Source organism: Mucilaginibacter ginsenosidivorax, from assembly GCF_007971525.1.
Classification (GTDB): domain Bacteria; phylum Bacteroidota; class Bacteroidia; order Sphingobacteriales; family Sphingobacteriaceae; genus Mucilaginibacter; species Mucilaginibacter ginsenosidivorax.
The window spans coordinates 6980423-7003352 of the sequence record NZ_CP042437.1 but is presented as its reverse complement, the minus strand read 5'-3'; the positions used below and the strand labels follow the sequence as shown (position 1 = coordinate 7003352).

At 42.4% G+C, this 22930-nt stretch carries 24 protein-coding genes; 22 read left to right on the top strand and 2 right to left on the bottom strand.

Annotation, left to right across the window (positions count from 1 at the left end):
- Positions 1-83 precede the first annotated feature (83 nt).
- The 13 genes from FSB76_RS28940 to FSB76_RS28880 all read left to right on the top strand — a co-directional run bounded on the left by FSB76_RS28940 (position 84) and on the right by FSB76_RS28880 (position 12878).
- Complete coding sequence (locus tag FSB76_RS28940; protein WP_147059712.1) at positions 84-575, top strand: D-glycero-alpha-D-manno-heptose-1,7-bisphosphate 7-phosphatase; 492 nt, start codon at positions 84-86, stop codon at positions 573-575.
- Positions 576-743: 168 nt separating this feature from the next.
- The gene (locus FSB76_RS28935; protein ID WP_147059710.1) at positions 744-2279 is read left to right on the top strand and encodes a hypothetical protein; all 1536 of its coding nucleotides are present in this window, start codon (positions 744-746) and stop codon (positions 2277-2279) included.
- Positions 2280-2618: 339 nt separating this feature from the next.
- Entirely contained in the window at positions 2619-3470 is an 852-nt protein-coding gene (gene hisG / locus FSB76_RS28930) for an ATP phosphoribosyltransferase (RefSeq protein ID WP_147059708.1), read from the top strand.
- 103 nt (positions 3471-3573) lie between these two features.
- Complete coding sequence (gene hisD / locus FSB76_RS28925) at positions 3574-4857, top strand: histidinol dehydrogenase (RefSeq protein WP_147059706.1); 1284 nt, start codon at positions 3574-3576, stop codon at positions 4855-4857.
- Positions 4858-4993: 136 nt separating this feature from the next.
- Positions 4994-6046, top strand: a complete 1053-nt coding sequence (gene hisC / locus FSB76_RS28920) for a histidinol-phosphate transaminase (RefSeq protein WP_147059704.1) — start codon at positions 4994-4996, stop codon at positions 6044-6046.
- A 48-nt stretch (positions 6047-6094) separates the two neighbouring features.
- Positions 6095-7237 carry a bifunctional histidinol-phosphatase/imidazoleglycerol-phosphate dehydratase HisB gene (hisB, locus tag FSB76_RS28915; RefSeq protein WP_225976342.1) on the top strand — a complete coding sequence of 381 codons (1143 nt, stop codon included), beginning with the start codon at positions 6095-6097 and terminating at the stop codon, positions 7235-7237.
- 88 nt (positions 7238-7325) lie between these two features.
- Positions 7326-7916, top strand: a complete 591-nt coding sequence (gene hisH, locus FSB76_RS28910; protein WP_147059702.1) for an imidazole glycerol phosphate synthase subunit HisH — start codon at positions 7326-7328, stop codon at positions 7914-7916.
- 5 nt (positions 7917-7921) lie between these two features.
- Positions 7922-8671 (top strand): 1-(5-phosphoribosyl)-5-[(5-phosphoribosylamino)methylideneamino]imidazole-4-carboxamide isomerase, encoded by a 750-nt coding sequence (locus tag FSB76_RS28905; protein ID WP_147059700.1) that lies wholly within the window; start codon positions 7922-7924, stop codon positions 8669-8671.
- Positions 8672-8887: 216 nt separating this feature from the next.
- Positions 8888-9643 carry an imidazole glycerol phosphate synthase subunit HisF gene (hisF, locus tag FSB76_RS28900; protein WP_147059698.1) on the top strand — a complete coding sequence of 252 codons (756 nt, stop codon included), beginning with the start codon at positions 8888-8890 and terminating at the stop codon, positions 9641-9643.
- 11 nt (positions 9644-9654) lie between these two features.
- Complete coding sequence (locus tag FSB76_RS28895; RefSeq protein WP_147059696.1) at positions 9655-10014, top strand: hypothetical protein; 360 nt, start codon at positions 9655-9657, stop codon at positions 10012-10014.
- A 272-nt stretch (positions 10015-10286) separates the two neighbouring features.
- Positions 10287-10874: a bifunctional phosphoribosyl-AMP cyclohydrolase/phosphoribosyl-ATP diphosphatase HisIE gene (gene hisIE / locus FSB76_RS28890; RefSeq protein ID WP_147059694.1), complete on the top strand. Its 588-nt coding sequence runs from the start codon at positions 10287-10289 to the stop codon at positions 10872-10874.
- Between the two features lie 85 nt (positions 10875-10959).
- Positions 10960-11850, top strand: a complete 891-nt coding sequence (bla, locus tag FSB76_RS28885) for a class A beta-lactamase, subclass A2 (protein ID WP_147059692.1) — start codon at positions 10960-10962, stop codon at positions 11848-11850.
- Between the two features lie 119 nt (positions 11851-11969).
- Positions 11970-12878, top strand: a complete 909-nt coding sequence (locus FSB76_RS28880) for a WD40 repeat domain-containing protein (RefSeq protein ID WP_147059691.1) — start codon at positions 11970-11972, stop codon at positions 12876-12878.
- A gap of 6 nt (positions 12879-12884) precedes the next feature.
- Here FSB76_RS28880 and FSB76_RS28875 read toward each other — a convergent pair whose 3' ends face one another.
- Positions 12885-13646, bottom strand: coding sequence for a C40 family peptidase (locus FSB76_RS28875; protein WP_147059689.1), 762 nt, complete (start codon positions 13644-13646; stop codon positions 12885-12887).
- A 229-nt stretch (positions 13647-13875) separates the two neighbouring features.
- The gene (locus FSB76_RS28870) at positions 13876-14229 is read right to left on the bottom strand and encodes a 4Fe-4S dicluster domain-containing protein (protein ID WP_090647487.1); all 354 of its coding nucleotides are present in this window, start codon (positions 14227-14229) and stop codon (positions 13876-13878) included.
- Positions 14230-14330: 101 nt separating this feature from the next.
- Here FSB76_RS28870 and FSB76_RS28865 point away from each other — a divergent pair, with 101 nt between their 5' ends.
- The 9 genes from FSB76_RS28865 (at position 14331) to FSB76_RS28825 (ending at position 22916) form a co-directional block, all read left to right on the top strand.
- Positions 14331-15356, top strand: a complete 1026-nt coding sequence (locus FSB76_RS28865) for an acyl-CoA reductase (protein ID WP_147059687.1) — start codon at positions 14331-14333, stop codon at positions 15354-15356.
- 109 nt (positions 15357-15465) lie between these two features.
- Positions 15466-15669: a fructose-6-phosphate aldolase gene (locus FSB76_RS28860; RefSeq protein ID WP_090647478.1), complete on the top strand. Its 204-nt coding sequence runs from the start codon at positions 15466-15468 to the stop codon at positions 15667-15669.
- A 5-nt stretch (positions 15670-15674) separates the two neighbouring features.
- Positions 15675-16355, top strand: a complete 681-nt coding sequence (locus FSB76_RS28855) for a cell division ATP-binding protein FtsE (RefSeq protein ID WP_147059685.1) — start codon at positions 15675-15677, stop codon at positions 16353-16355.
- Positions 16356-16611: 256 nt separating this feature from the next.
- Positions 16612-17223: a nucleotide exchange factor GrpE gene (locus FSB76_RS28850; protein WP_225976341.1), complete on the top strand. Its 612-nt coding sequence runs from the start codon at positions 16612-16614 to the stop codon at positions 17221-17223.
- 168 nt (positions 17224-17391) lie between these two features.
- Positions 17392-18561 (top strand): molecular chaperone DnaJ, encoded by a 1170-nt coding sequence (gene dnaJ, locus FSB76_RS28845; protein WP_147059683.1) that lies wholly within the window; start codon positions 17392-17394, stop codon positions 18559-18561.
- Positions 18562-18717: 156 nt separating this feature from the next.
- Positions 18718-19866, top strand: coding sequence for a DmpA family aminopeptidase (locus FSB76_RS28840; protein ID WP_192910109.1), 1149 nt, complete (start codon positions 18718-18720; stop codon positions 19864-19866).
- Positions 19867-19912: 46 nt separating this feature from the next.
- The gene (locus FSB76_RS28835) at positions 19913-20563 is read left to right on the top strand and encodes a hypothetical protein (protein WP_147059679.1); all 651 of its coding nucleotides are present in this window, start codon (positions 19913-19915) and stop codon (positions 20561-20563) included.
- Positions 20560-21132, top strand: a complete 573-nt coding sequence (locus FSB76_RS28830; protein ID WP_147059677.1) for a hypothetical protein — start codon at positions 20560-20562, stop codon at positions 21130-21132. Before FSB76_RS28835 ends, FSB76_RS28830 begins: the two co-directional genes overlap by 4 nt.
- Before the next feature lie 593 nt (positions 21133-21725).
- Positions 21726-22916: an exo-alpha-sialidase gene (locus FSB76_RS28825; RefSeq protein WP_147059675.1), complete on the top strand. Its 1191-nt coding sequence runs from the start codon at positions 21726-21728 to the stop codon at positions 22914-22916.
- Positions 22917-22930: the final 14 nt, after the last annotated feature.

Below are 22930 nucleotides of genomic sequence, written 5' to 3'. Positions count from 1 at the left end.
ACTTCCTGCCTTTCCTAACTTTCGGACTTTCCCGACTTTCGGACTACTTCAAATTCGCTATCTTCGCCAAAAATTAAAAATAGATGTCTGCAAAAGTTAAAGCCGTTTTTTTAGATCGCGATGGAGTATTGAACCAGGAAATGGGCGATTATGTTCGCCGTATAGAGGATTTTCATGTTTTGGATAATTTTGACGCCCTTAAAACTTTGCAGGATAGAGGCTATATGCTATTGGTAGCTACCAACCAGGGCGGCCTTGCCAAAGGCTGGTATACCGAAGAGGAACTGGCTAAAATGCACCAGCATTTAAAAACTGTTTATGCAGAGCATGGTGTGGTAATAACCGACTTTTTTTACTGCCCGCACCATCCAAATTTTACGGGCGACTGTGATTGTCGCAAGCCAAAACCAGGATTACTATTACAAGGTATTGCTAAATACAACATTGACCCTGCCCTATCCTATTTTATTGGCGACCGCGAGCGTGACGTAGAAGCCGGCACCCAGGCTGGTGTTAAAGGAATTTTAATTGATAGCGATCAGCCGATTAGCACAGTGTTGGATTTGATAGCGTAAGCCAGCCCCACCCAAACCCTCCCCGGTAGGGAGGGCTTAGAAAACTTACAAAGTTAAAGTCTCCCCTCCCGGGGGAGATTTAGAGGGGGCCGGGCTGTGCTTTTTAACTATTTTTAAAACATTTTACCAGCTTACAACTTTTACAACTAAATTTAACAGTAAAAACTTATGCAGCTAAGCCGCTATTTAAAAAACTACGACACTTTTATTGCCGCGGTACTTGGCTTTGTTGCAATACAAATATTTTGTAGTTATAGTGGTATTGGTATATCGCCAGACTCTATTATGTACACCAGCGCCGCCCGGAGCCTGAACACTAATGGCACGCTGCAAACATTTAACCATATACCTATTGTTGATTTCCCGGTATTTTACCCCATATTTTTAGGGAGTATAATGTTTATCACCCGTATTGATCCTGTTGTTTTTGGAGCGGTATTAAACGGGCTGATGTTTGCCACGCTCATTTATACCGCCGGGTGGATCATGCAGCGTTTTGTGCCCGCAAACCGCGTTTATAAATGGTTAATGCTGGTGGCCATTATATTAAGCCCGGCATTGTTGCAGGTATACTCCTATTTATGGTCCGAAACATTGTTTATAGTAGAAACCTTATTTTTCCTGGTGGCTTTCAGGCAGTACTTGCTAAAACATACGGTTAAAGCTTTAATTACAGCTGCTTTAATTGCCGCAATAAGCTGCGTTACCCGTTATGCAGCAGTTACCATAGTAGGCACCGGTGGGTTACTTTTACTATTGGACAGGGTTTTGCCGCTTAAAAAGAAAATCACGCACATTATTATATACGGCTTTGTTTGCATTTCGCTGTTGGTAAGCAATTTGGTTTTTAATGCTTTCATGTCGGGCACTACCACCGGGCCGCGGGAGCCTTCAATTACCTCGTTTGGTAAAAACCTGTATTACTTTGGCAACGTGGTTTGCGATTGGATTGGGCTTACGCCAAACCAGTACTGGCTATCTGTACCATTGGCTATTTTAATATTCGGTGGTTTTATAGCTGCCTTAGCTTATAATTATTACCGCAGGCACCTTGATAGTTTTGAAAACCTGGCCATAACCTTCGCTTTGGTGTATGGCTTATTTATAGTGGTGTCGTCAACATTTTCGCGGTACGAACGTATTAATCACCGCCTGCTGGCGCCTATATACATCCCCGCGCTTTGGGGATATACCAGCTGGGGGCTGCTGCTGCTCAAAAAAATAGTTAATGATAATACTCGTAAAATAGTTGGTGCGATAATGGTTGTGCTGATGCTGGGTTTTGTAACTAAAGAATTTTTCATCGACAAGCACCGTTACGACGACCAGGTAAGGGACGAGTACGGCAACCCCGGTTATACCGACGAAAGCTGGATAGATTCGCCATTCGCCGATTATCTTAAAACCATGGATAAAAGCAAATTCGACCCGAAGGTTACCATTTACACCGATGCGCATGAGGCGGTTTACTTTTTCTCGGGCATGTCATCCTACCTGGTTCCTCACCGGTTTTTTAAAAAGGATATTGCTAAGTTTTACACTTTTAAACATTATTACCTTATCTGGTTTAAAAGCCTGGAGAACCCCGAGCTAATCAACTTAAAAGATATCCAAAAAGTAAAAAAACTGAGGCTGATCAAAGATTTTGGGGAAGAGGGTGGCATTTATGAGTATGATGAAAGTAGTGGTCAGAACCGGAATTGAACGAATTTGTAGAATTAACAGAATTTTAAAACCAATTCAATCATTTTCCAGGTGTAGTTAGTCAGTATTGCCAAAAAGCCACTTTTCAAATTCAATAAATTCCATTAATTCGTTTAATTCCGGTTCAGACACAAATTCACTTTTAATTTTGATTTAAAAAACATCTGTCTATATTTGCGGCAGACTTACCCGTATACTATAAAAAAATGAACGGTATCGCATTACATCATCTTCATCTGCATCACCACCATGTGGTGATCAGTTAATATGTATGTTTCTACGCGAAATAACAACCTCCGTTTGTACTCTTTTTTATTATAGTTCATAAATTCAATTCTTTTGAAAACACTTAAAATAGCGATCCAGAAATCTGGTCGTCTCAACGAAAAATCTGTCGAATTATTAAAAAATTGCGGCTTAAACTTCGAAAACTACAAAAGTTCCTTAATCTCGCCCGTTTCCAACTTCCCTTTAGAGATCCTTTTTCTGCGCGATGATGATATTCCCGAATACGTTCAGGATGGTATTGCCGATTTAGGCATCGTTGGCGAAAACGTAATAGAGGAAACCGAAGTTGAAGTAAGCTACCTGCAGCGACTTGGCTTTGGCAAATGCTCGCTTAAAATAGCGGTACCAAACAATAACAATATTGCTACACTTGCCGATTTAAATGGTAAAGCCATAGCTACCACCTACCCTGTGATATTGGGCAAGTTCCTGAAAGCTCAGGGTATAGAATCGGATATCCGTACCATTTCAGGCTCGGTTGAAATCTCTCCAGGCCTGGGCCTGTCTGATGCTATTTGCGATCTGGTGTCAACTGGTGGTACATTAAAAAGCAACGGTTTAAAAGCATTTGCCGATGTAATGTCGTCAGAAGCTATCTTGATTAGCAGTAAAGCTACCGAAAGCAACGACCTGGTTCAGGAATTGATACAACGCATCCAATCGGTTTTACGCGCCAAAGAGACTAAGTACGTGGTACTTAACGTTCATAAAGATAACCTTAACGCGGTAACTGCCTTATTACCGGGTGTTAAAAGCCCGTCGGTAGTGCCGTTGGCCGAAGCTGACTGGGTAGCTGTGCACACGGTTATTCCAGAGCGTGATTTTTGGGACAGGATAAGCCAGCTGAAACAAGCCGGCGCGCAAGGCATTGTAGTAATGCCGATTGAGAAGATAATATTGTAGGCGAAGCCCCCTAACCCCCTGAAGGGGGAACAAGAGGGATTGGCTTAACTTATTAAAAACTATAAATTTCAAAAAACTCCCCCTTTAGGGGGTTGGGGGGCCTATGAAACTATTTAAGTATTCAGAACTTACTGCAAAAGATATCCAGAAACTAGTTCAGCGTAATGTTGACCCGGCTAATGAGATTCGTGCCGTTGTGGAGGAAGTGATTGCCAATGTGCAGCAGCATGGCGACAGCGCCTTGATTGACTATGCCCAAAAGTTTGATAAGGTAACACTAACTAAGCTTTTTTTGGATAAAGCCGAGTTGGAAGAACTGGCTGAAGCTATTACGCCAGAGCAAAAAACCGCGCTGGAAACCGCATACAGCAATATTTATAAATTTCACCAAACACAGCTAAAAACCGAACAGAAAGTAGAAACCATGCCCGGCGTTACCTGCTGGCGCGAGTTAAGGCCGATTGAAAAAGTTGGTTTATATATCCCAGGCGGCTCAGCTGTGTTGCCAAGCACATTTTTAATGCTGGGCATCCCGGCGCGCATTGCAGGCTGCCATGAAATTGTGGTTTGCTCGCCTCCGCAAAAAAGCGGTAAGGTAAATGCATTTATAGCCTATGTGGCGCTATTATTAGGCATCGATAAAATTTATTTGGTGGGTGGCTCACAGGCCATAGCAGCAATGGCTTACGGTACAGAAAGCATTGCAAGGGTTGATAAGATATTTGGCCCCGGCAACCAGTTTGTAACCAAGGCTAAAACGCTAATCCAATCAACTACCACTACGGCCATTGATATGCCGGCTGGCCCATCAGAAGTATTGGTTATTGCAGATGACACTGCTATTCCGGCCTATATAGCTGCCGATTTATTGGCGCAGGCTGAGCACGGTAGTGACAGTCAATCGGTGTTGGTTTGCACATCGGCTGCAATTACAGAGGCTACCTTGGCAGAAATAGAAAAGCAATTACCCGTATTACCGAGGGCCGAAATTGCCGGTTTGGCATTAGATAACTCCTATATCGTAGTAACGTCCAGCCTTGCCGAAGCCATGGATTTCAGCAACCGATACGCGCCTGAACACTTAATTTTGGCAACACACAGCTGGGAGCAGATAACAGGAAGTATCATTAATGCGGGCTCGGTTTTCCTGGGAAATTTAACACCAGAGAGCGCCGGCGATTATGCATCGGGCACCAACCATACTTTGCCAACCAGCAGCTATGCAAGGGCTTACTCGGGCGTATCAGTTGATTCGTTTGTAAAAAAAATTACGTTTCAGCATATCACCCGCGAGGGAATTCAAAATATTGGCCACACGGTTGAAGTTTTGGCCGAGATGGAAGGATTGCATGCGCACAGGAATGCGGTGAGTATTAGAAAAAGTTAGTTAAAAAATAAATAGGCGTTTCTTCAAACAATATGTCATTGCGAGGAGGAACGACGAAGCAATCTCGTAGCCATGCATAATCGCCAGGTAAGCGACGAGATTACCACGCTACGCTCGCAATGACATAGTATCAATAATGTACGATATCAATAATATACTCAGAGAAAACATCAAACGGCTTGTCCCCTATTCATCCGCACGTGATGAGTATCAGGGCGAGGCCAGTGTTTTTTTAGATGCCAACGAAAATGCCTACGGGTCGCCGTTGGATAAACAATTTAACCGCTATCCCGATCCTATGCAGTACGCCATCAAAATGCGTTTAAGCGAGATTAAAGGTGTACCGGCCCGCAACATATTTATAGGTAACGGGAGCGATGAAGCCATCGATATCCTGTTCCGTAGCTTTTGTAATCCGAGCGTTGATAACGTGATCCTGATGCCACCTACTTATGGTATGTACGAGGTATCGGCCAATATCAATGATGTGGAAGCCCGCAAAGTTTTGCTGACCGAAGATTACCAGCTTAATTTAGAAGGCATTGCCGAAGCCATTGACGAGCATACCAAGCTGATATTCATCTGTTCGCCAAATAATCCAACAGGCAATTCCATTAACCGCGCAGATGTTGAAACATTGCTGGCAAACTTTAATGGCATTGTCGTAGTTGATGAAGCCTATATCAATTTCAGCCGTCAAAAAACATTTATACAGGAACTTACCGAATATGCAAATTTAGTGGTGATGCAAACCTTATCCAAAGCGTGGGGGCTGGCCGGCTTGCGTGTTGGAATGGCCTTTGCCAGCGAAGAGATTATCGAGGTGATGAACAAGGTGAAACCACCTTATAACGTTAACGAATCATCGCAACAACTGGCTTTGGAAGCCCTGGCAAACGTTGACCAGGTAAACGGCTGGATAAAGGAAACCCTTTTACAACGCGACAGGCTGGTACTTGCCTTGAAGGAATTTGATTTTGTGGTAGATATTTACCCATCAGATGCCAACTTTATTTTGGTAAAAACCACTGATGCTAACGGGATTTATAAATTTTTAGTGGGTAAAGGCATCATTGTACGTAATCGCTCAAAAATTGATTTGTGCGAGAGCAGCTTACGCATCACTGTGGGCACACCCGAAGAAAATTCGATTTTATTAGAGACCTTAAAAAGCTTTGATAAGCAGTAGAAAACATAATCACTAATTCAATAATTCATTAAATCAATAATTATATTGATGAGCAAGCTGCAAAAAATACTCTTTGTTGATCGTGATGGCACCATGATTAACGAAACGCCGGACGAGCAGATCGATTCGTTCGAAAAACTTACCTTTTATCCCGGTGCGTTAACTTACTTACCCAAAATAGCCAAAGAACTTGATTTTGAACTGGTAATGGTTACCAACCAGGATGGTTTAGGCACGGCTGTTTACCCCGAAGATACATTTTGGCCGGTGCACAACTTCATCCTTAAAACATTTGAGGGCGAGGGCGTAAAGTTTGCCAACCAAATCATTGATCGTACTTTCGCGGCCGATAAAGCCCTTACCCGCAAACCGGGAACGGCCTTATTGACACAATATTTTGATACAGAAAAATACGACCTGAAAAACTCCTTCACCATCGGCGACAGGAAGAACGATGTATTGCTTGCTAAAAACCTGGGGGCTAAAGCAATCTGGTTAAATAACCAATCTAACTTAGGCGGCGGCGAATTCACCGAAGCAGACCATATTGGCGACACAATTGTGCTGGAAACTACCAACTGGCAAAAGGTCTACGAGTTTTTAAAACTGGGAGAACGTGTTATCGAACACCGTCGCAGCACCAAAGAAACAGATATCTATATAAAAATAAACCTGGATGGCACAGGCGAAGCCAAAGTATCAACCGGGCTGCATTTTTTTGACCACATGCTTGATCAGATTGCCCGTCATGGTAGCATCGACCTTGAAGTTATAGCCAAAGGCGATTTACATATTGACGAACATCACACTGTTGAGGATACCGGTATTGCTTTGGGCGAGATTTTTGCCACAGCTTTGGGCAATAAAATGGGTATTGAACGCTATGGCTTTTGCCTGCCAATGGATGATTGCCTTGCCCAGGCAGCCATTGACTTTGGCGGCCGCAACTGGATAGTTTGGGATGCCGAATTTAAGCGCGAAAAAGTTGGCGATGTGCCAACCGAAATGTTTTACCATTTCTTCAAATCATTCAGCGATGCGGCAAAATGCAATTTGAACATAAAAGCCGAAGGACAGAACGAACATCATAAAATAGAAGCTATATTTAAAGCCTTTGCAAAGGCAATAAAAATGGCCGTTAAACGTGATGTAAATAAGATGGTTTTACCAAGCACTAAGGGACTTTTATAGAGAGAGTCAAGAATCAAGAGTCAAGAATTAAGACAATAATGTTTCTTTCTTGACTCTTGATTCTTAATTCTTGATTCTAACTCAAAAAATGATAGGTATAATAAGATACGGCGCCGGAAATATTTTCTCACTTACTGCAGCACTCGACAGATTGGGGATTGCTTATGGTATGGTGAATACCGTGGACGACCTTGAACTGTACGACAGGTATATCATTCCTGGTGTTGGACATGCCGGTGCGGCAATGAAAAAACTGGAATCAACCGGTTTAGTACCAGCCATTAAAGCGCTAAATAAACCCACTTTGGGAATTTGCGTGGGGATGCAGTTACTCACCTCCTACTCCGAAGAGGGAGATTCTACGCTGCTTGGCCTGTTCCCAATTAAAACTTTAAGGTTTAAGGAAAGTAATTTATACAAGGTGCCACATACCGGCTGGAACCAGGTTTATCCCGAAAAGGAAAACCCATTATTTAAAAATATACCGTCAGGATCACATTTTTACTTTGTACATTCATACTTTATTGAGTACGATAAAGCATACACTTTACTATCAGCCAATTATGCTAACGAATTTTCGGCATCAATTTGGCGGGATAATTTTTATGGCGTACAATTTCACCCCGAAAAATCGGGTGCGTACGGCGAAACACTTTTAACAAACTTTTCAAAAATATAAAAGACATGTACATAATTCCCGCTATCGATATTCTGAATAAAAAAGTAGTTAGGCTACGTGAGGGTGATTACCAACAGGTAACAGAATATGATGTAACGCTTGAAGAAATGATTGAGCGCTACCAAAGCAATGGTACCAATTTCATCCATATTATTGACCTTAACGGGGCTAAAAACGATTTCAGCAACCAGCAATACCTGTTTGATGTGATCCGCAAAACCGATATGAAGGTTCAATATGGTGGAGGTATCCGCAGCATCGATAAAGTAAAAGAGCTTATTGATTCGGGCGTTCACCGGGTTATTGTGGGCACACAGGCATTAACCAACCCCGAGTTTTTACCGCAGTTAGGCAAAGAGATTTGCGGTCGCGACAAATGTTCCGACCAGGTGGTTATCGCAATAGATGTGTTGGACGAGGTAATCAAATACTCCGGCTGGATGGAAAGCTCGCCAATTAAATTAATGGACTACGTTGATAAATGCCTGGCTTTAGGCTTTTTCCGTTTTTTATGTACCGATATCAACAAAGATGGCAAACTGGGCGGTGCGGGTATTGAGCTTTACGAAAAACTGCTTGACCATTCGCCTTTCATTAAACTGATAGCGTCCGGCGGTGTAAGCTCGATGGATGACGTAGAAAAACTGAGCCGTTTAAAGGTAGAATCGGTAGTTGTAGGTAAAGCGATCTATGAAAACCGGGTTACTATCGAAGATGTTAAAAACTGGAATTTAGAGGCATTAATTTCTATTTAATAGATAGCACCGTCATTGCAAATTATAAAAACCGTAGCTTCCGAATAGAAGAGATGACATAAAATAAACCTGTCATGCTGAGGAACGAAGCATCTATTCACAAACTTTTCTGGAGGCTATGCCTGTCGGTGAATAGATTCTTCGCTATGCTCAGAATGACAGTGTTTTTTATAAGTCATGGCGATGAACTAAGCAATGAGGATCTTATAAAAACACATGTTAAGTAAAAGAATTATCCCCTGTCTTGATGTTAAAGACGGCCGCACCGTAAAAGGTGTAAACTTTGTTGACCTGCGCGACGCGGGCGACCCGGTTGAGCTGGCCTGGAACTACTCGAGGCAGGGAGCCGACGAACTGGTATTCCTGGATATTACCGCAACTGTTGAGCGCCGCAAAACTATGGTAGAACTGGTGAAGGCTGTAGCCAGGCAAATAAATATCCCTTTCACTATTGGTGGTGGTATTAACGAAATTGCCGACGCTGATGCGCTTTTAAACGCCGGTGCAGATAAGATCTCGATCAACTCGGCAGCAGTACGTAACCCGGCTTTAATTGATGAACTGGCTAAAGCCTTCGGCGTTCAGTTTGTGGTTATTGCCGTAGATACCCGCAGTATTGGCGATAAAAACATTGTACACCTGAATGGCGGCAGATTGCCTACGGAACGGGAAACATTGGAATGGATAATGGAAGCCGAAAGCCGTGGTGCCGGCGAAATTTTGCTCACATCAATGGATCATGATGGTACAAAAGCCGGTTTTGATAACAAGCTATTAAAAATTGTTAACGATGCCGTACATATCCCGGTAATAGCTTCGGGCGGGGCAGGCTCGGTGCAGCATTTTGTTGATGTATTTGAAAAAACAAATATTGATGCAGCTTTAGCAGCCTCGGTATTTCACTATGGCGAGATATTGATACCGGATTTAAAAGCGATATTGAAGAGTAGTAATATAGAGGTGAGGATATAGTTAGGGTCCTTATGAGTTATTTAGTTAGTTGTAAAAATGGCTATTTAGAAGGCATAGAACCATTTAGCAATCATATTCGCAAGAATGAATTGTATGAAAAACTTTGTTTTTTAGCAGACCAACTAAGCCTGGATGAGTTTACAGGTTACTTAGTAGAAGGACAATACTTTATTAATTTGTGGACTGCAATCATTATTTTAGATAGGTTTAGACCCAAGACATCAGAAAAGTTAATTGGATTAAATAATAACAAATCTATAGCAGAAGATTGCCTTGAAACGATTGAACAATATTCGGCCCGCTTTAAACAAGATGGTCAGTTTGACAATTATCAAAAATGGATTTTAGAAATAAAATCAAGCCATAGTTAATAATTAAAGCCCAAATTCACCATCACTTACATTTAGTTATGGCGAATTCATGCGTTAGGGATTGCAGCGGATACCGGCCCGTGATTAAGGCCTGTGCAGTATGAGCGTAAAGCCCGGGCCGAAGGTAACGCCCGGATAAGCATTAGGAGTGGATGCATGGTGTAGAACACACCCCTGCCGCCACCCAATCCGGCCCGCCCCCTCTCAAGAGGGGAATTTAAAAAAGAACACGAACCTGGCAACCCGCAACGGGAACCAGAACAACAGATACAATGAATATAGATTTTAACAAAACAGACGGTTTAGTGCCGGTTATTATACAGGATGAGCAAACTTTAGAGGTGCTGATGCTGGGTTATATGAACCAGGAGGCTTACGATAAAACCGTACAGGAAAATATAGTTACATTTTTCTCCCGCTCAAAAAACCGCTTATGGACCAAGGGTGAAACCAGCAGCAACTTTTTGCATGTAAAAAACATCAGCATTGATTGCGATAACGATACCCTGCTGATTAAAGTTAAACCAGACGGCCCTACCTGCCATACCGGCTCGCGTAGTTGTTTTAAAACGGAATATAACCAAAACTTTATTTTGGAGCTGGAAAATATTATTGCCGATAGATACGAAAATCCGGTAGAAGGATCATACGTAAACAAGCTGCGGAATAAAGGGCTCAACAAGATAGCCCAAAAAGTTGGCGAAGAAGGCGTTGAAACCGTTATAGCAGCCCTTGCCGAAGCAGAAACCGACTTGATTAATGAATCGTCTGACCTGGTTTTTCACTTGTTGGTTTTGCTTCGCGAAAAGGGATTAACGTTGGGAACGATAGCTAAGAACCTGGAAAACAGGCATAAATAGTCATTAGTCATTAGTCATTAGTCATTAGTCATTAGTCATTAGTCATTAGTCATTAGTCATTAGTCATTAGTCATTAGGGGAACTTATGTTGAGGTGGGTTGTTTTTTATATTTTGCTGTTTTGCTTCTTATTTATTGGCAATGCCAATGCCCAACAAGATGGGCTAAAGGCCAAGATTGACGAAATTGCGAAGGATGCAAAGGGTACTGTCGGGGTTTCGGTATTAAACCTTGAAACGGGTGATACTTTAAACTATAATGGCTACCTGCACCAGCCAATGCAGAGTGTGATGAAATTCCCGATTGCCATTACGGTTTTGCATGAGATTGACGAAGGAAAATTCACATTAGATCAGCAGCTTCGCCTGGATAAAAGCGATCTGTTTAAGACATATAGTCCGCTGCAGGATAAATATCCGGCTGCAAACGTAAATGTTTCGATAAGGGAGTTGCTAAGCTACATGGTGTCGTTAAGTGACAATGTTGCCTGCGATAAGCTGTTAAAAATTTTAGGCGGAACGGATGTTGTAGATACCTATATCCACCATATCGGCATCAAAAACTTCTCGATAAAAGCCTCCGAATATCAAATGGCGCAAGCCTGGGATGTGCAGTTTTCCGATTGGGTAATGGCTTCCGAGCTTACTCATTTATTGAACGTAGCCTTTAAACCCAATTTCCTTTCGACGGCCAGCCATGCGTATTTATGGAAAATTATGCAGGAAACATCAACCGGCCCCAACCAGATTAAAGGCTTGTTGCCCGTTGGTACAATAGTATACCATAAAACCGGCCGCTCGGGCACCAACGAAAAAGGAATTTCGGCTGCTACCAACGATACCGGCATTATTACGCTGCCCAACGGCAATCACCTGGCTATTGCCATTTTGGTTACCAATTCGCCCGTTGATTTGAAAACCCGGGAATCGGTTATTGCCCGCATAGCAAAGGCCGCCTATGACGAAGCCGCGAAATAGATTGCTTTTGCCTGATATACGCCGGTTAAGGCATGCCCCTAAAAAACCTACTTTTGTAAAAAGTCATCATCACTATCATCCATCTTGATACTTGATACTAACTACTTGATACTAAAAAAATGACCGCAGAAAAAATAGCCGAACTTACCGGGCATGGCAACCCCATTTTCACGTTGGAGTTATCACAAAAACCAGGAATATTATTTACCGGCGGTAATGATAAAGGATTGGTGGAGTGGAGCCTGAAAACAAATGCCTTCATTAAAGTAATGTTCCCTGTTAATGCGTCAATTTATGCCATCCATTGCCCTGCGGGCTACCCGTTAATGTTTGCAGGCTTGCGCAGCGGCCAGGTGCTGGTTTTTGATTTTATACAGCAAAAGGTCATTAAATCGCTCAATCATCATCTTAAGCCGGTGTTTGATATCAAGTCTGTGAGTAGTAAAAAAGAGTTGCTGATAGCCGCTGAGGATGGCACTGTGTCTGTTTGGAGCATTGATACATTGGATATGGTGCATACCATTAAAGTATCGGCAGATACGGTTCGTTGCATCACGGTTTCACCGGATGAAAAGCAGGTGGCCTTTGGCTGCAGGGATAATACTGTTAAAATTTACGATTTAGAGGATTACACCTTACTGAAGGCACTGCATGGGCATACCATGTCTGTTTTTGCATTAGCATATAGTATTGATGGTGCTTACCTGGTATCGGGCGGCCGAGACGCGCAGGTAAAAATATGGGATACAACATCGTATCAGTTGGTTAAAAACATTCCGGCACATTTGTTTGCCGTTAACCATATCCTCTTCCACCCTACCCAGCCTTATTTTGCTACAGCCAGCATGGATAAAAGCATTAAAATATGGGGAGCCGATGATTTTAAACTCTACAAGATCATCAGTCGCGAAAAAGGTTATCCCAGCCATCCGCTGTCAATAAATAAACTGGCATGGAACGGCGATCAGCTGCTATCTGTAAGCGATGATAAAAATATTTTTATTTGGGATATAAAATTTCAAGATTAACCCGGCTTACATAAACCTCCTGATGCTATGCAATTTATGGGTATGACGTTTCAATTCGGCCGAGTAGATGCCATCGTTATCAATAAGGTCTATCTTTACTTTGCCGGATGCATGGATAATATATTCGTTGTTTAGCAGGATGCCCACGTGGGTAATACGCCCTTCCGCATTATTAAAAAAGGCAAGATCCCCAAGGCGGCCTGCCTGCAGATTGGCTACTTCTTTCCCTTCTTCGGCCTGTTGGCTTGCATCGCGCCTGAGTTTTATTTTGTTTAAGGCAAATACTACCTGCGTAAAGCCCGAACAATCGATGCCAAAATGGGTACGTCCTCCCCACAAATAGGGTGCATTTAAAAACGATTTAGCTGTAGTTGCTATATCTTCTTTTTCGCCTATTTCGCCAATAATCTCAAATTTATCATTTCCTATTTTACAGGTTGTCCCCTTTAAACCGGCAAGCGAGCTGCCGGCAGGTAAATAAATTACCGAGTTGTCAATAATTTTCCAGGCCTGGGTTACCGGTCTGTACGTTAAAACCGGAGGGTTGCTTTGTTGGGTTTTATACGCTATATGACCCAGCATGGCAAACTGTAACCTGCCTATCCAGCCTGTATAATTATCGGTTGTTGTAACAATTTTAACCCAGCGTTCGGCCCACTCCTTAATTTCAAATGTTTCGCCAAATAACACCTGCGATACCTGTTCGCTCCTGTCATCAGGCAAAGCGCGAAGTGGAATTACTGCAAGGTTACAAATACCATATTCCATAGATCAGATTAAGATGCAAAAATTAATGTAACTAAGATGAAATAAGCGCACAATAATTACAACGTTTTAATTGGTTTTCAAGATATATTTTAGCCTGGGGAGAGATTAAGCTAAAATTTACAAGGCTAATTTATTAAAATATTAAAAGTTAGTTAATTTATTTCGAAATAAATTACAAAAAAAGGGAACAGCAAGCTGTTCCCTTTTTTAATATCTTTTAAAGAGCTTGTTACTCATTCATATGCAGCCAATCTTTTTTGGCCAACAACTCTTCCTGTGTCTCGCGGATATCCTCATCATCTACACAGCAATCAACCGGGCAAACGGCAGCACATTGCGGCTCGTCGTGAAAACCAACACACTCGGTACACTTATCAGGCACTATATAATATATCTCGTCGGATAAGGCAGCCTGAGTTTCCTCGGCATTTAAAGTATTGCCATCTCCAAAATCAATAATTCCTTTAAGGCCGGTACCATCGCTAAAACGCCATGCCGCACCTGCATCATAAATTGCATTATTGGGGCATTCCGGCTCGCAGGCTCCGCAGTTTATGCATTCATCGGTGATTTTAATCGCCATATTTCTAAATATATAATAATCTCAATTAACTTTGCCCGTAATTTACAAGCGCACAAATATAACAAAAAAAGGCTTTAGGGGTTTCAATCCTCACCATATATATGTCAAAATTTAACATAAAAAATTCCATAAATTCATTTTCGACCTTAGGAAAGCAGCTAATTACGCCCGATGCCCAGTTGATGGCCATCATTGAAGACGAACGCTACCATAATGCCTGGTTTACACCCGAGAGTGTATTACAGGCCGTAACGGCCATTGGCAAAATGCTAAAAGAGGAGGATTTGCAAACCTGGCTCTCGAAATATAACCTTGATAATGACGCCCCGGGCAAAAAAGTAGGCCTCATTTTGGCGGGAAATATCCCGCTGGTTGGTTTTCATGATGTTTTGTGCGTATTGGCATCCGGCAATCACGCACTAATCAAATCATCGTCACAAGACGCGCGGCTGATAAAAACTGTTTTAGAACGGTTGGTGGCCATTGACGACAGCTTTACCAACCAATATAGCTTTATAGAGCGTTTGGCCGATTTTGACGCCGTTATAGCTACCGGAAGCAATAATAGCTCGCGTTATTTTGACTACTACTTTGGTAAAGTGCCCAACATCATCCGCAAAAATAGGAATAGCATTGCCCTGCTAACCGGCGATGAAACTGCTGAGCAACTGTTTAAGCTTGGCCATGACATTTTTGATTATTATGGCCTGGGTTGCCGCAATGTGAGCAAGCTGCTGGTACCAAAAGATTATAATTTCAATTTCTTTTTTGAATCGATTGAAGATCATAAGGCCATCATCCATCATCATAAGTACAACAATAATTATGACTACAACAAATCCATCTACCTGGTAAACAGCGACAAGCACCTGGATAACGGCTTTTTAATGGTAAAGGAAGATGACCGGCTGGCATCGCCACTTGCTGTACTGTATTTTAGCTATTATGATAACCTCGCCCAGGCACAGGAATTATTTCAAAAACAAAGCGACAATATCCAATGTATTGTTACCAATGCCCCCATCAATGTAGCCAGCCAGGTAGTAAGCTTCGGCCAAAGCCAGCACCCCGAGTTGTGGGATTATGCCGATGGGATTGATACAATGGAATTTTTGTCAAATCTTTAAAATAACAATACCTTTGGTTTTTGAGGCGAAAGCCGAAAGGTAAAAGGCAAAAGGTTGTACCGGGTGATTTTACCTTTCTCCTTTTACCTTTAACATTTCACCTTAAAAAATGTATATTATAAAAGTTAAAGGCGTTGCCAAAATACCCGATTATGTGCAGCTGCGGGATGATAAGTTTACGCTGCTGGCTTATTTCAGGGTAGATAGGCCCGATAAGTCGTTGGATAAGGTGGGGCTGGCGGATAAGTCGGAATATATTATGAATATTATTAAGGATTTACCTTTCGGGCAGATCTTGAAATTAGAGCTATAAAAAAGATGATTGGGAACTCTATTATAAAGCTAAATGGTGTTGATATTTTTCAGCAGGCGCACCTGGTACTGTCAAACGTAAACCTGCATGTTGATAAAGGCGATTTTGTATGGCTGATAGGCTCTACCGGATCGGGCAAAAGCAGCCTGCTTAAAGTTATTTATGGCGACCTGGGCATAAAAGCCGGTACAGGCCATGCCTGCGGGTATGAGTTAAGCAAATTATCGGGTCGTGATGTACCATATTTACGCCGTAAGCTGGGGATAGTTTTCCAGGATTTTCAATTACTGACAGATCGCTCGATAGAGCAAAACCTGCTTTTTGTGATGCGCGCCACGGGCTGGAAAGATAAAAAGCTAATAGCCGAACGCACCCTTGACGTACTGGAAAAAGTTGGCCTGCGTTCCAAGCTTAAAAAAATGCCGCATGAGCTATCCGGCGGCGAGCAGCAACGCGTGGTAATTGCCCGTGCCCTGCTTAACAACCCCGAAATTATCCTGGCCGACGAACCAACCGGTAACCTTGACCCGGAAACATCTGAAGAGATTGTACTTTTGCTAAAACAGATCAGCCAATCTGGGACCGCAGTACTAATTGCCACTCACGATTATCATATCATCCGTACTTTCCCATCGCGCATTATCAAGTGCGAGAATGGCAAAGTTTTGGAAGATGCGGAGATATAATTTCTGAATCAGAATTTACAGAATTTGAGGATTAATAGAATGTAAAATAACATTTGATTAGTCCTTTTTTTATTTAATACGAAGTTCAGGCAAATTCTGCTCATCCTTAAATTCTGTAAATTCTGATTCAGACAGTTCAGACAATACACTGTCAGACCTGCACATACCGTGTCATACCTGCCTGAATTGATTTTGTACCACTGACACCTTGTCGGCTTTACGGCTATGGCAGGATACTTGATTGGCACTATCAGCTATGAAATTTAACGACATGTTGAAGAAAAAGAAGAAAGAAAATATGGATACCCCAGAAAATATAAATGAGCCTACGCAGGAAAATTTAGCCCAGGAGCAACAACTGAAAGACCAGCAGGCCGAAACCGTTGAGGCTGTTGAAACTGAAGAAACAGCCGGCCCTACTGCCGAAGAGAAGTTAAAAGCCGAACTGGCACAGGCAAATGATAAATATTTACGTTTGTATGCCGAATTTGACAACTTCCGCAGGCGTACCCAAAAGGAACGTACCGAAGCACGTGAGACTGAAGGCAAAGACTTGATTATTGCCCTGCTGCCGGTTTTAGACGATTTTGAGCGCGCGCAACGTGCCATTGAAAAAGCGGTTGATGTAGCCCCGGTTAAAGAAGGCGTTACCCTGATACAAAACAAACTAAAAAACATACTTGCTCAAAAAGGCCTGAAAGAAATGGAATCAATAGGCGCTCCATTTGACGCCGACCTGCAGGAAGCAATTACTAATATACCCGCCCCTACCGATGACCTTAAAGGCAAGGTTATCGACGAAATGGAAAAAGGCTATACCCTTAAAGACAGGGTTATCCGTTTTGCCAAAGTAATTGTAGGAGCGTAATTAATTATTGAATTATCGAGGGATTGAATTATCGATTTTTTTCATGTTCGGTCAACCAATAATTTAATTACATAATATCACAATTAATATCATCGGATTATTGAATATGTATTTTAAAGACCTCTTTAACTCAATAATTCAGTAATTCAATAATTCAACATTAAAAATATGGCTAAAAGAGATTATTACGATATACTGGGCGTTTCAAAAGGATCAGATGCGGACGAGATAAAGAAGGCATATCGTAAAATGGCTATTAAATATCACCCGGATAAAAATCAGGGTGACAAAGAGGCGGAAGAAAAATTTAAGGAAGCAGCTGAAGCTTACGAAGTTTTAAGCAGCCCCGAAAAACGCCAGCGTTATGACCAGTTTGGTCATGCGGCCAATGCTTCATCGCCAAATGGCGGCGGTTATGGCGGCGGCGGTATGGATATGAACGACATATTTAGCCAGTTTGGTGATATCTTTGGCGGCGGCAGTCCGTTTGAAGGTTTCTTTGGCGGCGGAGGCCGCCAGGGTGGCGGTGCCGGTGGCAGGCGAGTAGCCCGTGGCAGCAACCTGCGTATTAAAGTACGTTTAACACTTGAAGAAATTGCCAATGGCGCCGAAAAGAAAATAAAAGTAAATAAACAGATAGTTTGCAAAACCTGCGACGGCTCTGGCGCAAAAGATAAAGCATCGTTCCAAACTTGTAAAACATGTGGTGGCTCGGGCGCCGTGCGCAGGGTAACCAATACCATTTTGGGGCAAATGCAAACAACCAGCACCTGCCCTACGTGTAACGGCGAAGGCTCAACCATACTGTCAAAATGTAATGTTTGTCATGGTGATGGCGTAGTACGTGGCGAAGAGTTGATTACCATCAACGTACCCGCTGGCGTAAGCGAAGGCATGCAACTTAGCATGAGCGGCAAAGGTAATGCGGCCCCACGCGGCGGTGTACCGGGCGATTTAATCATTTTGATTGAAGAGATTCCGCATGAAACTTTAAAACGCGATGGTAACAACGTGATATACGATTTGCATGTAAACTTTGTTGATGCAACCCTGGGTACCACTGTTGAAGTACCTACCATTGACGGTAAAGCCAAAATAAAAATTGACCCCGGAACCCAGGGAGGCAAAATATTGCGCCTGAAAGGTAAAGGCGTACCCGAAGTAAACTCCTACCATCGTGGCGACCAGTTGGTGCACATCAACATCTGGACACCAAAAATTGTAAGCCGCGAAGAACGCGAGATGCTGGAGAAACTACAATCAAGCCCCAACTTTAAACCCAATCCGGGAAAAAACGAAAAAAGCTTTTTTGAGCGAATGAAGGAATATTTTGAGTAGTTTTTTGAGGTGAAAGGATAAAGGCGAAAGATAAAAGATTTTTGCTGATAAGAAGCCCGGAGTTTATGACTTCGGGCTTTTTTGTTGCAGGTGATTTCGGAGATCGTTTTTTGATGAGTATATTAGAATTTTGATTCCTGCTAAACAATCATCAAAATGAAAGCCCTTGCGTTAACAGTATTTTTTATATCGACTATCAGCATCACCACCGCCCAGCAACGCGCCCGCGACCTGGGCATAAAATTTAACGGCACTACCGGCCAATACAATGCTATTACCGATGTTAAAGGCGTTTTGGTGGGCTACAAGACATTAATTAGTGGCGACGGGCCCTTGGTTACCGGCAAAGGCCCGGTGCGCACTGGTGTTACGGTTATTATGCCAAACGGCAAATCTACCGATCCGCTGCCTGCCGGCTGGTTTAGTCTGAATGGCGACGGTGAAATGACGGGCACAACGGTAATTGATGAATATGGCCTAAACTACGGCCCCATCGGTATTACCAATACCAATAGCGTTGGTGTGGTAAGAGATGCTATTGGCGAGTGGAATGTAAAAAACTTCAGCAAAGGCTCGTTGGTTGATTTCTCTTTTGGCTTGCCTGTGGCTGCCGAAACTTTCGATGGTGTATTAAATGACATTAACGGCTTTCACGTAAAAAAAGAAGATGTATTTGAGGCCCTGAACACTGCCCATAGCGGCAAAGTAGAAGAAGGCAACGTTGGCGGTGGCACGGGTATGTCTTTATTCCAGTTTAAGGGCGGCAGTGGCACATCGTCGAGGGTGATTAGTATAGATACAGCGACTTATACCGTTGGGGCTTTTGTACAAGGCAATTTTGGCAGGCGGACAGACCTGATCATATCCGGCGTACCTGTTGGTAAAGAATGGAAAGGCGATTTGCCTGTTATCAACTCCAAACCAAAGGATGGGTCGATAATTATCATCATAGGCACCGATGCCCCTTTATTGCCAGCCCAGTTAAAACTTGTAGCCAAACGCGCCTCGTTAGGTGTTGCCCGTTGCGGTGGCGTGGGCCGTAATAGCTCGGGCGATATTTTCCTGGCGTTTAGCACCGTGCCTCCAAAAGATAACACCAAAGGCACCCTACAAACCTGGACTGTATTACCCAAAGAACAAATGGATAAAGTTTACCAGGCCACCGTTGAAAGCGTGGAAGAAGCTATTGTAAATGCCATGATTGCCGCCAAAGATATGAAAGGCATAAACGGCAACACTGTTTATGCTATACCGCATGATAAGCTGATGCAGATGATTAATAGTTATAGCCATAAAATGCAATAACAGGTTTATTAATAAAGTTTATTTGCTAATTTAAGGCAACCTTACAATGATGAAACCAACAATTGGCAAAAGCATCTTTTATATAGCAATAGCACTTGCCTATTTAGCCTGGCTACCGTTCATTAATATGGTGAACATTATGAAGTGGTCTATCAATTTCTATCTCGATGGTACGCTTTCAATCTTATTTTCTGTAGTGCATTGCTTGGTGTTTTTTTACCTGGTATGCATTTTAAGATTACAGGAGGAAAAGCGTTCAATAGTCATTTCCTTTGCGGTTTTTGTTTGTTTTAGTGCGGTTACTATCCCGTTTTCTTTTACAGGCTTCGGTAACCAGGGTATTACTATAGCAATCGGCATTTTAGCTTTAATAATGCTACTTAATATGATTATCCAGTCTTTCAGGGTGACTGACGAAACCGCGGGTACTGGCTTTAAGCTATTGGGTATCACACTCGCACTTAAAATTATCGCACAAATGGGGCTGCCTTTTATCTGGGGCTACTTAGCCGATGCCCTTTCCTTCAAGTTTGCCTACCTCGGTTACATTCCACCGGTTTTGGAAGCAGCGGTACTATTAAGCATCATTTTTATTTTTTACCAATTGCTTAACGAACAAAAAGAGCAACACTACAAGCTGATACATGCCAGCTTGAGCGAAACTTACACATCCGAACAATTAAATGCAGAAAAATGATAGTAACAGTAAAAAACACTTACTATATGATGGCCGTAAACCTACTTTACACCATTTCGGTTATTTCATCCATTGCATTAAGATTTAACGATATACCGGTAGGCAAACTACACCTTGTTTCTAATGAAATAGTATACATAATCCCGTTAATTTACCTGGTTTTAGTTTTAAAGTACTTAAAGGAAGATACCTCCATCATCACAACGTGCAAAATCTTTATTGGTGTTGATGTTTTTATTTCGTTATATTTTGTGGTTGTTAAAGTCACTGCAAAAAATATATCCTTGTATTATCTTCTTTTTTTATTATCCATTATTGTAGTAATTATTTTTATTATCCAATCTGCCAGGATACAAAACAAGTGGTTGGCGTACCCCATGTTCACTTATGGCCTTGCATTTCTTTTTATCACTTTGTTACAATTGGTGGCAAGCATCATCTATTCGTCGATGATGTTCAAATATGTTAGCCTTACCAAGGTATTTATTCCGGGCATAACATTCTATATCCTGTTTAAGGTAGTAAAGTACCTGGCTATGGACAAGGGCGTAAACGAGCGAGTTATATGAAAGTGAGCGTTAAAACAACCCGGTATATCATCGCCATTAATGCTATTTACTTTATTACAGCCATCGGGGCTCTTCTATTCGAGCTAAACCAACAGCTGCCACCGTTTTACTTCACGATGATTAGGGAGTTACTTTTTGATGCGCAACTTATATACCTGGTTTATGTGTTAAAACATTTTCATGAAAAAAAAGCGTACATCAACACGTTTATAGTTTTCATCGTATTCAACTTTATATTAACCTTTTTATCTGACCTTACTCCCCCTCATACTAACGGAGCCATGTTGTTGTTTTTCCTATCAATTTTGAAGATCATTATGAACATCGCTTTGATTATTGCTTTTTTTAAATTGCGTAATGATGAACTTAGGCTACCCCTTGCTTTATTTGGGCTTGCTTATTTAAGTTACTTTCTTTTTTATATAACATCCGGCATTCTGATAGTTCTTGTAGCTCAAATCTTCGTGCAAATTAGTAAGTTCAGCCTGTTGTTTGTACCGGGTTCGTTGTGTTATACATTGATAGGGATAATACAGTACTTAAAAGCCCAGGATGAAATTAGTCGCTCAATCTCTGAATTTCGAACACGATAAATGAACATACCATCCAAATCAAAAACAAGTTTTAATGCTGCGTCCGTTAAATATTTAGCAGCCTTTATTATTTTGTCATTAAATTTCACACCCGGCAATGCCCAGGCCCAAACCATCCGCAACACCTACAAAACCGAAGCTGGCGTTCCAAAACTAAATATCCAGCGGTCTATGATCTACTCGCCCGATAAGTCATGGCTTTATAATCATCACCCTTCTATCATCCATTTTAAAGATAAATTCATAGCGATATGGAGTAATGGCCTTATCGACGAGGATTCGCCGGGCCAGCGGGTGGTTTATGCTACGTCTAAAGATTTTATACACTGGTCGGCACCGTTGGCGCTGGCATCCCCCGGCAGGGTTAACGACACATTGACCGTACTTACCGCCGCCGGGTTATACCAATATAAAGGCACGCTGGTTGCCTATTACGGCGAGTATACCAAACACCGGCAAAACACCCACCTTTGGGGCAAAACCAGCAAAGATGGTATCCACTGGAGCAATCCTATCGATATGCATGTACCGCTAATCCCTAACCACGGCCCCGAGGCTACCAAAAGAGGCCGACTCATCATCAGCGGTAACTTTTTGTTTCCATACACCGATGATCGCCGCGGTATCTCCGGCTGGAAACTCAGCAGCTTTTACCCCGATTCATTATACACCCAGGATAACTCAGCTGCCTTTTATGCCCCTGCTGCCAGGCTTGGGTTTCCGCCACTTTGCGAAGGCTCGTTTTTTCAGACGGATGATAACGTGTTGCACATGCTGCTGCGCGTAACCGGCAAAGGCTGGAAAGGTAAATTATGGCTCACCGAAAGTAAGGATAATGGTACTTCATGGTCGCGCCCGGCAGAAGCGCCTTTTTCTGATAACGACAGCAAATTCCACTTCGGCCGCCTGCCCGATAATCGATTTTACTACGTTGGTATCCCCGATACCCTGCACCATTACGACAGGAACCCGCTGGTGTTATCATTATCAAAAGATGGCAAATCGTTCGATAATAACTACATCATCGCAAACCAACTTTATCACCTAAAAAGAGAAGGGCTATGGAAAGGCGGTCAATACGGGTATCCGCATACCATCATCTGCAATGGTTATATGTATGTGATTATATCGAGACAGAAAGAGGCTATCGAGGTGCTGCGGTTTGATTTAAAGCAGTTGGAAGGGCACTAATCTCTGCACACTAA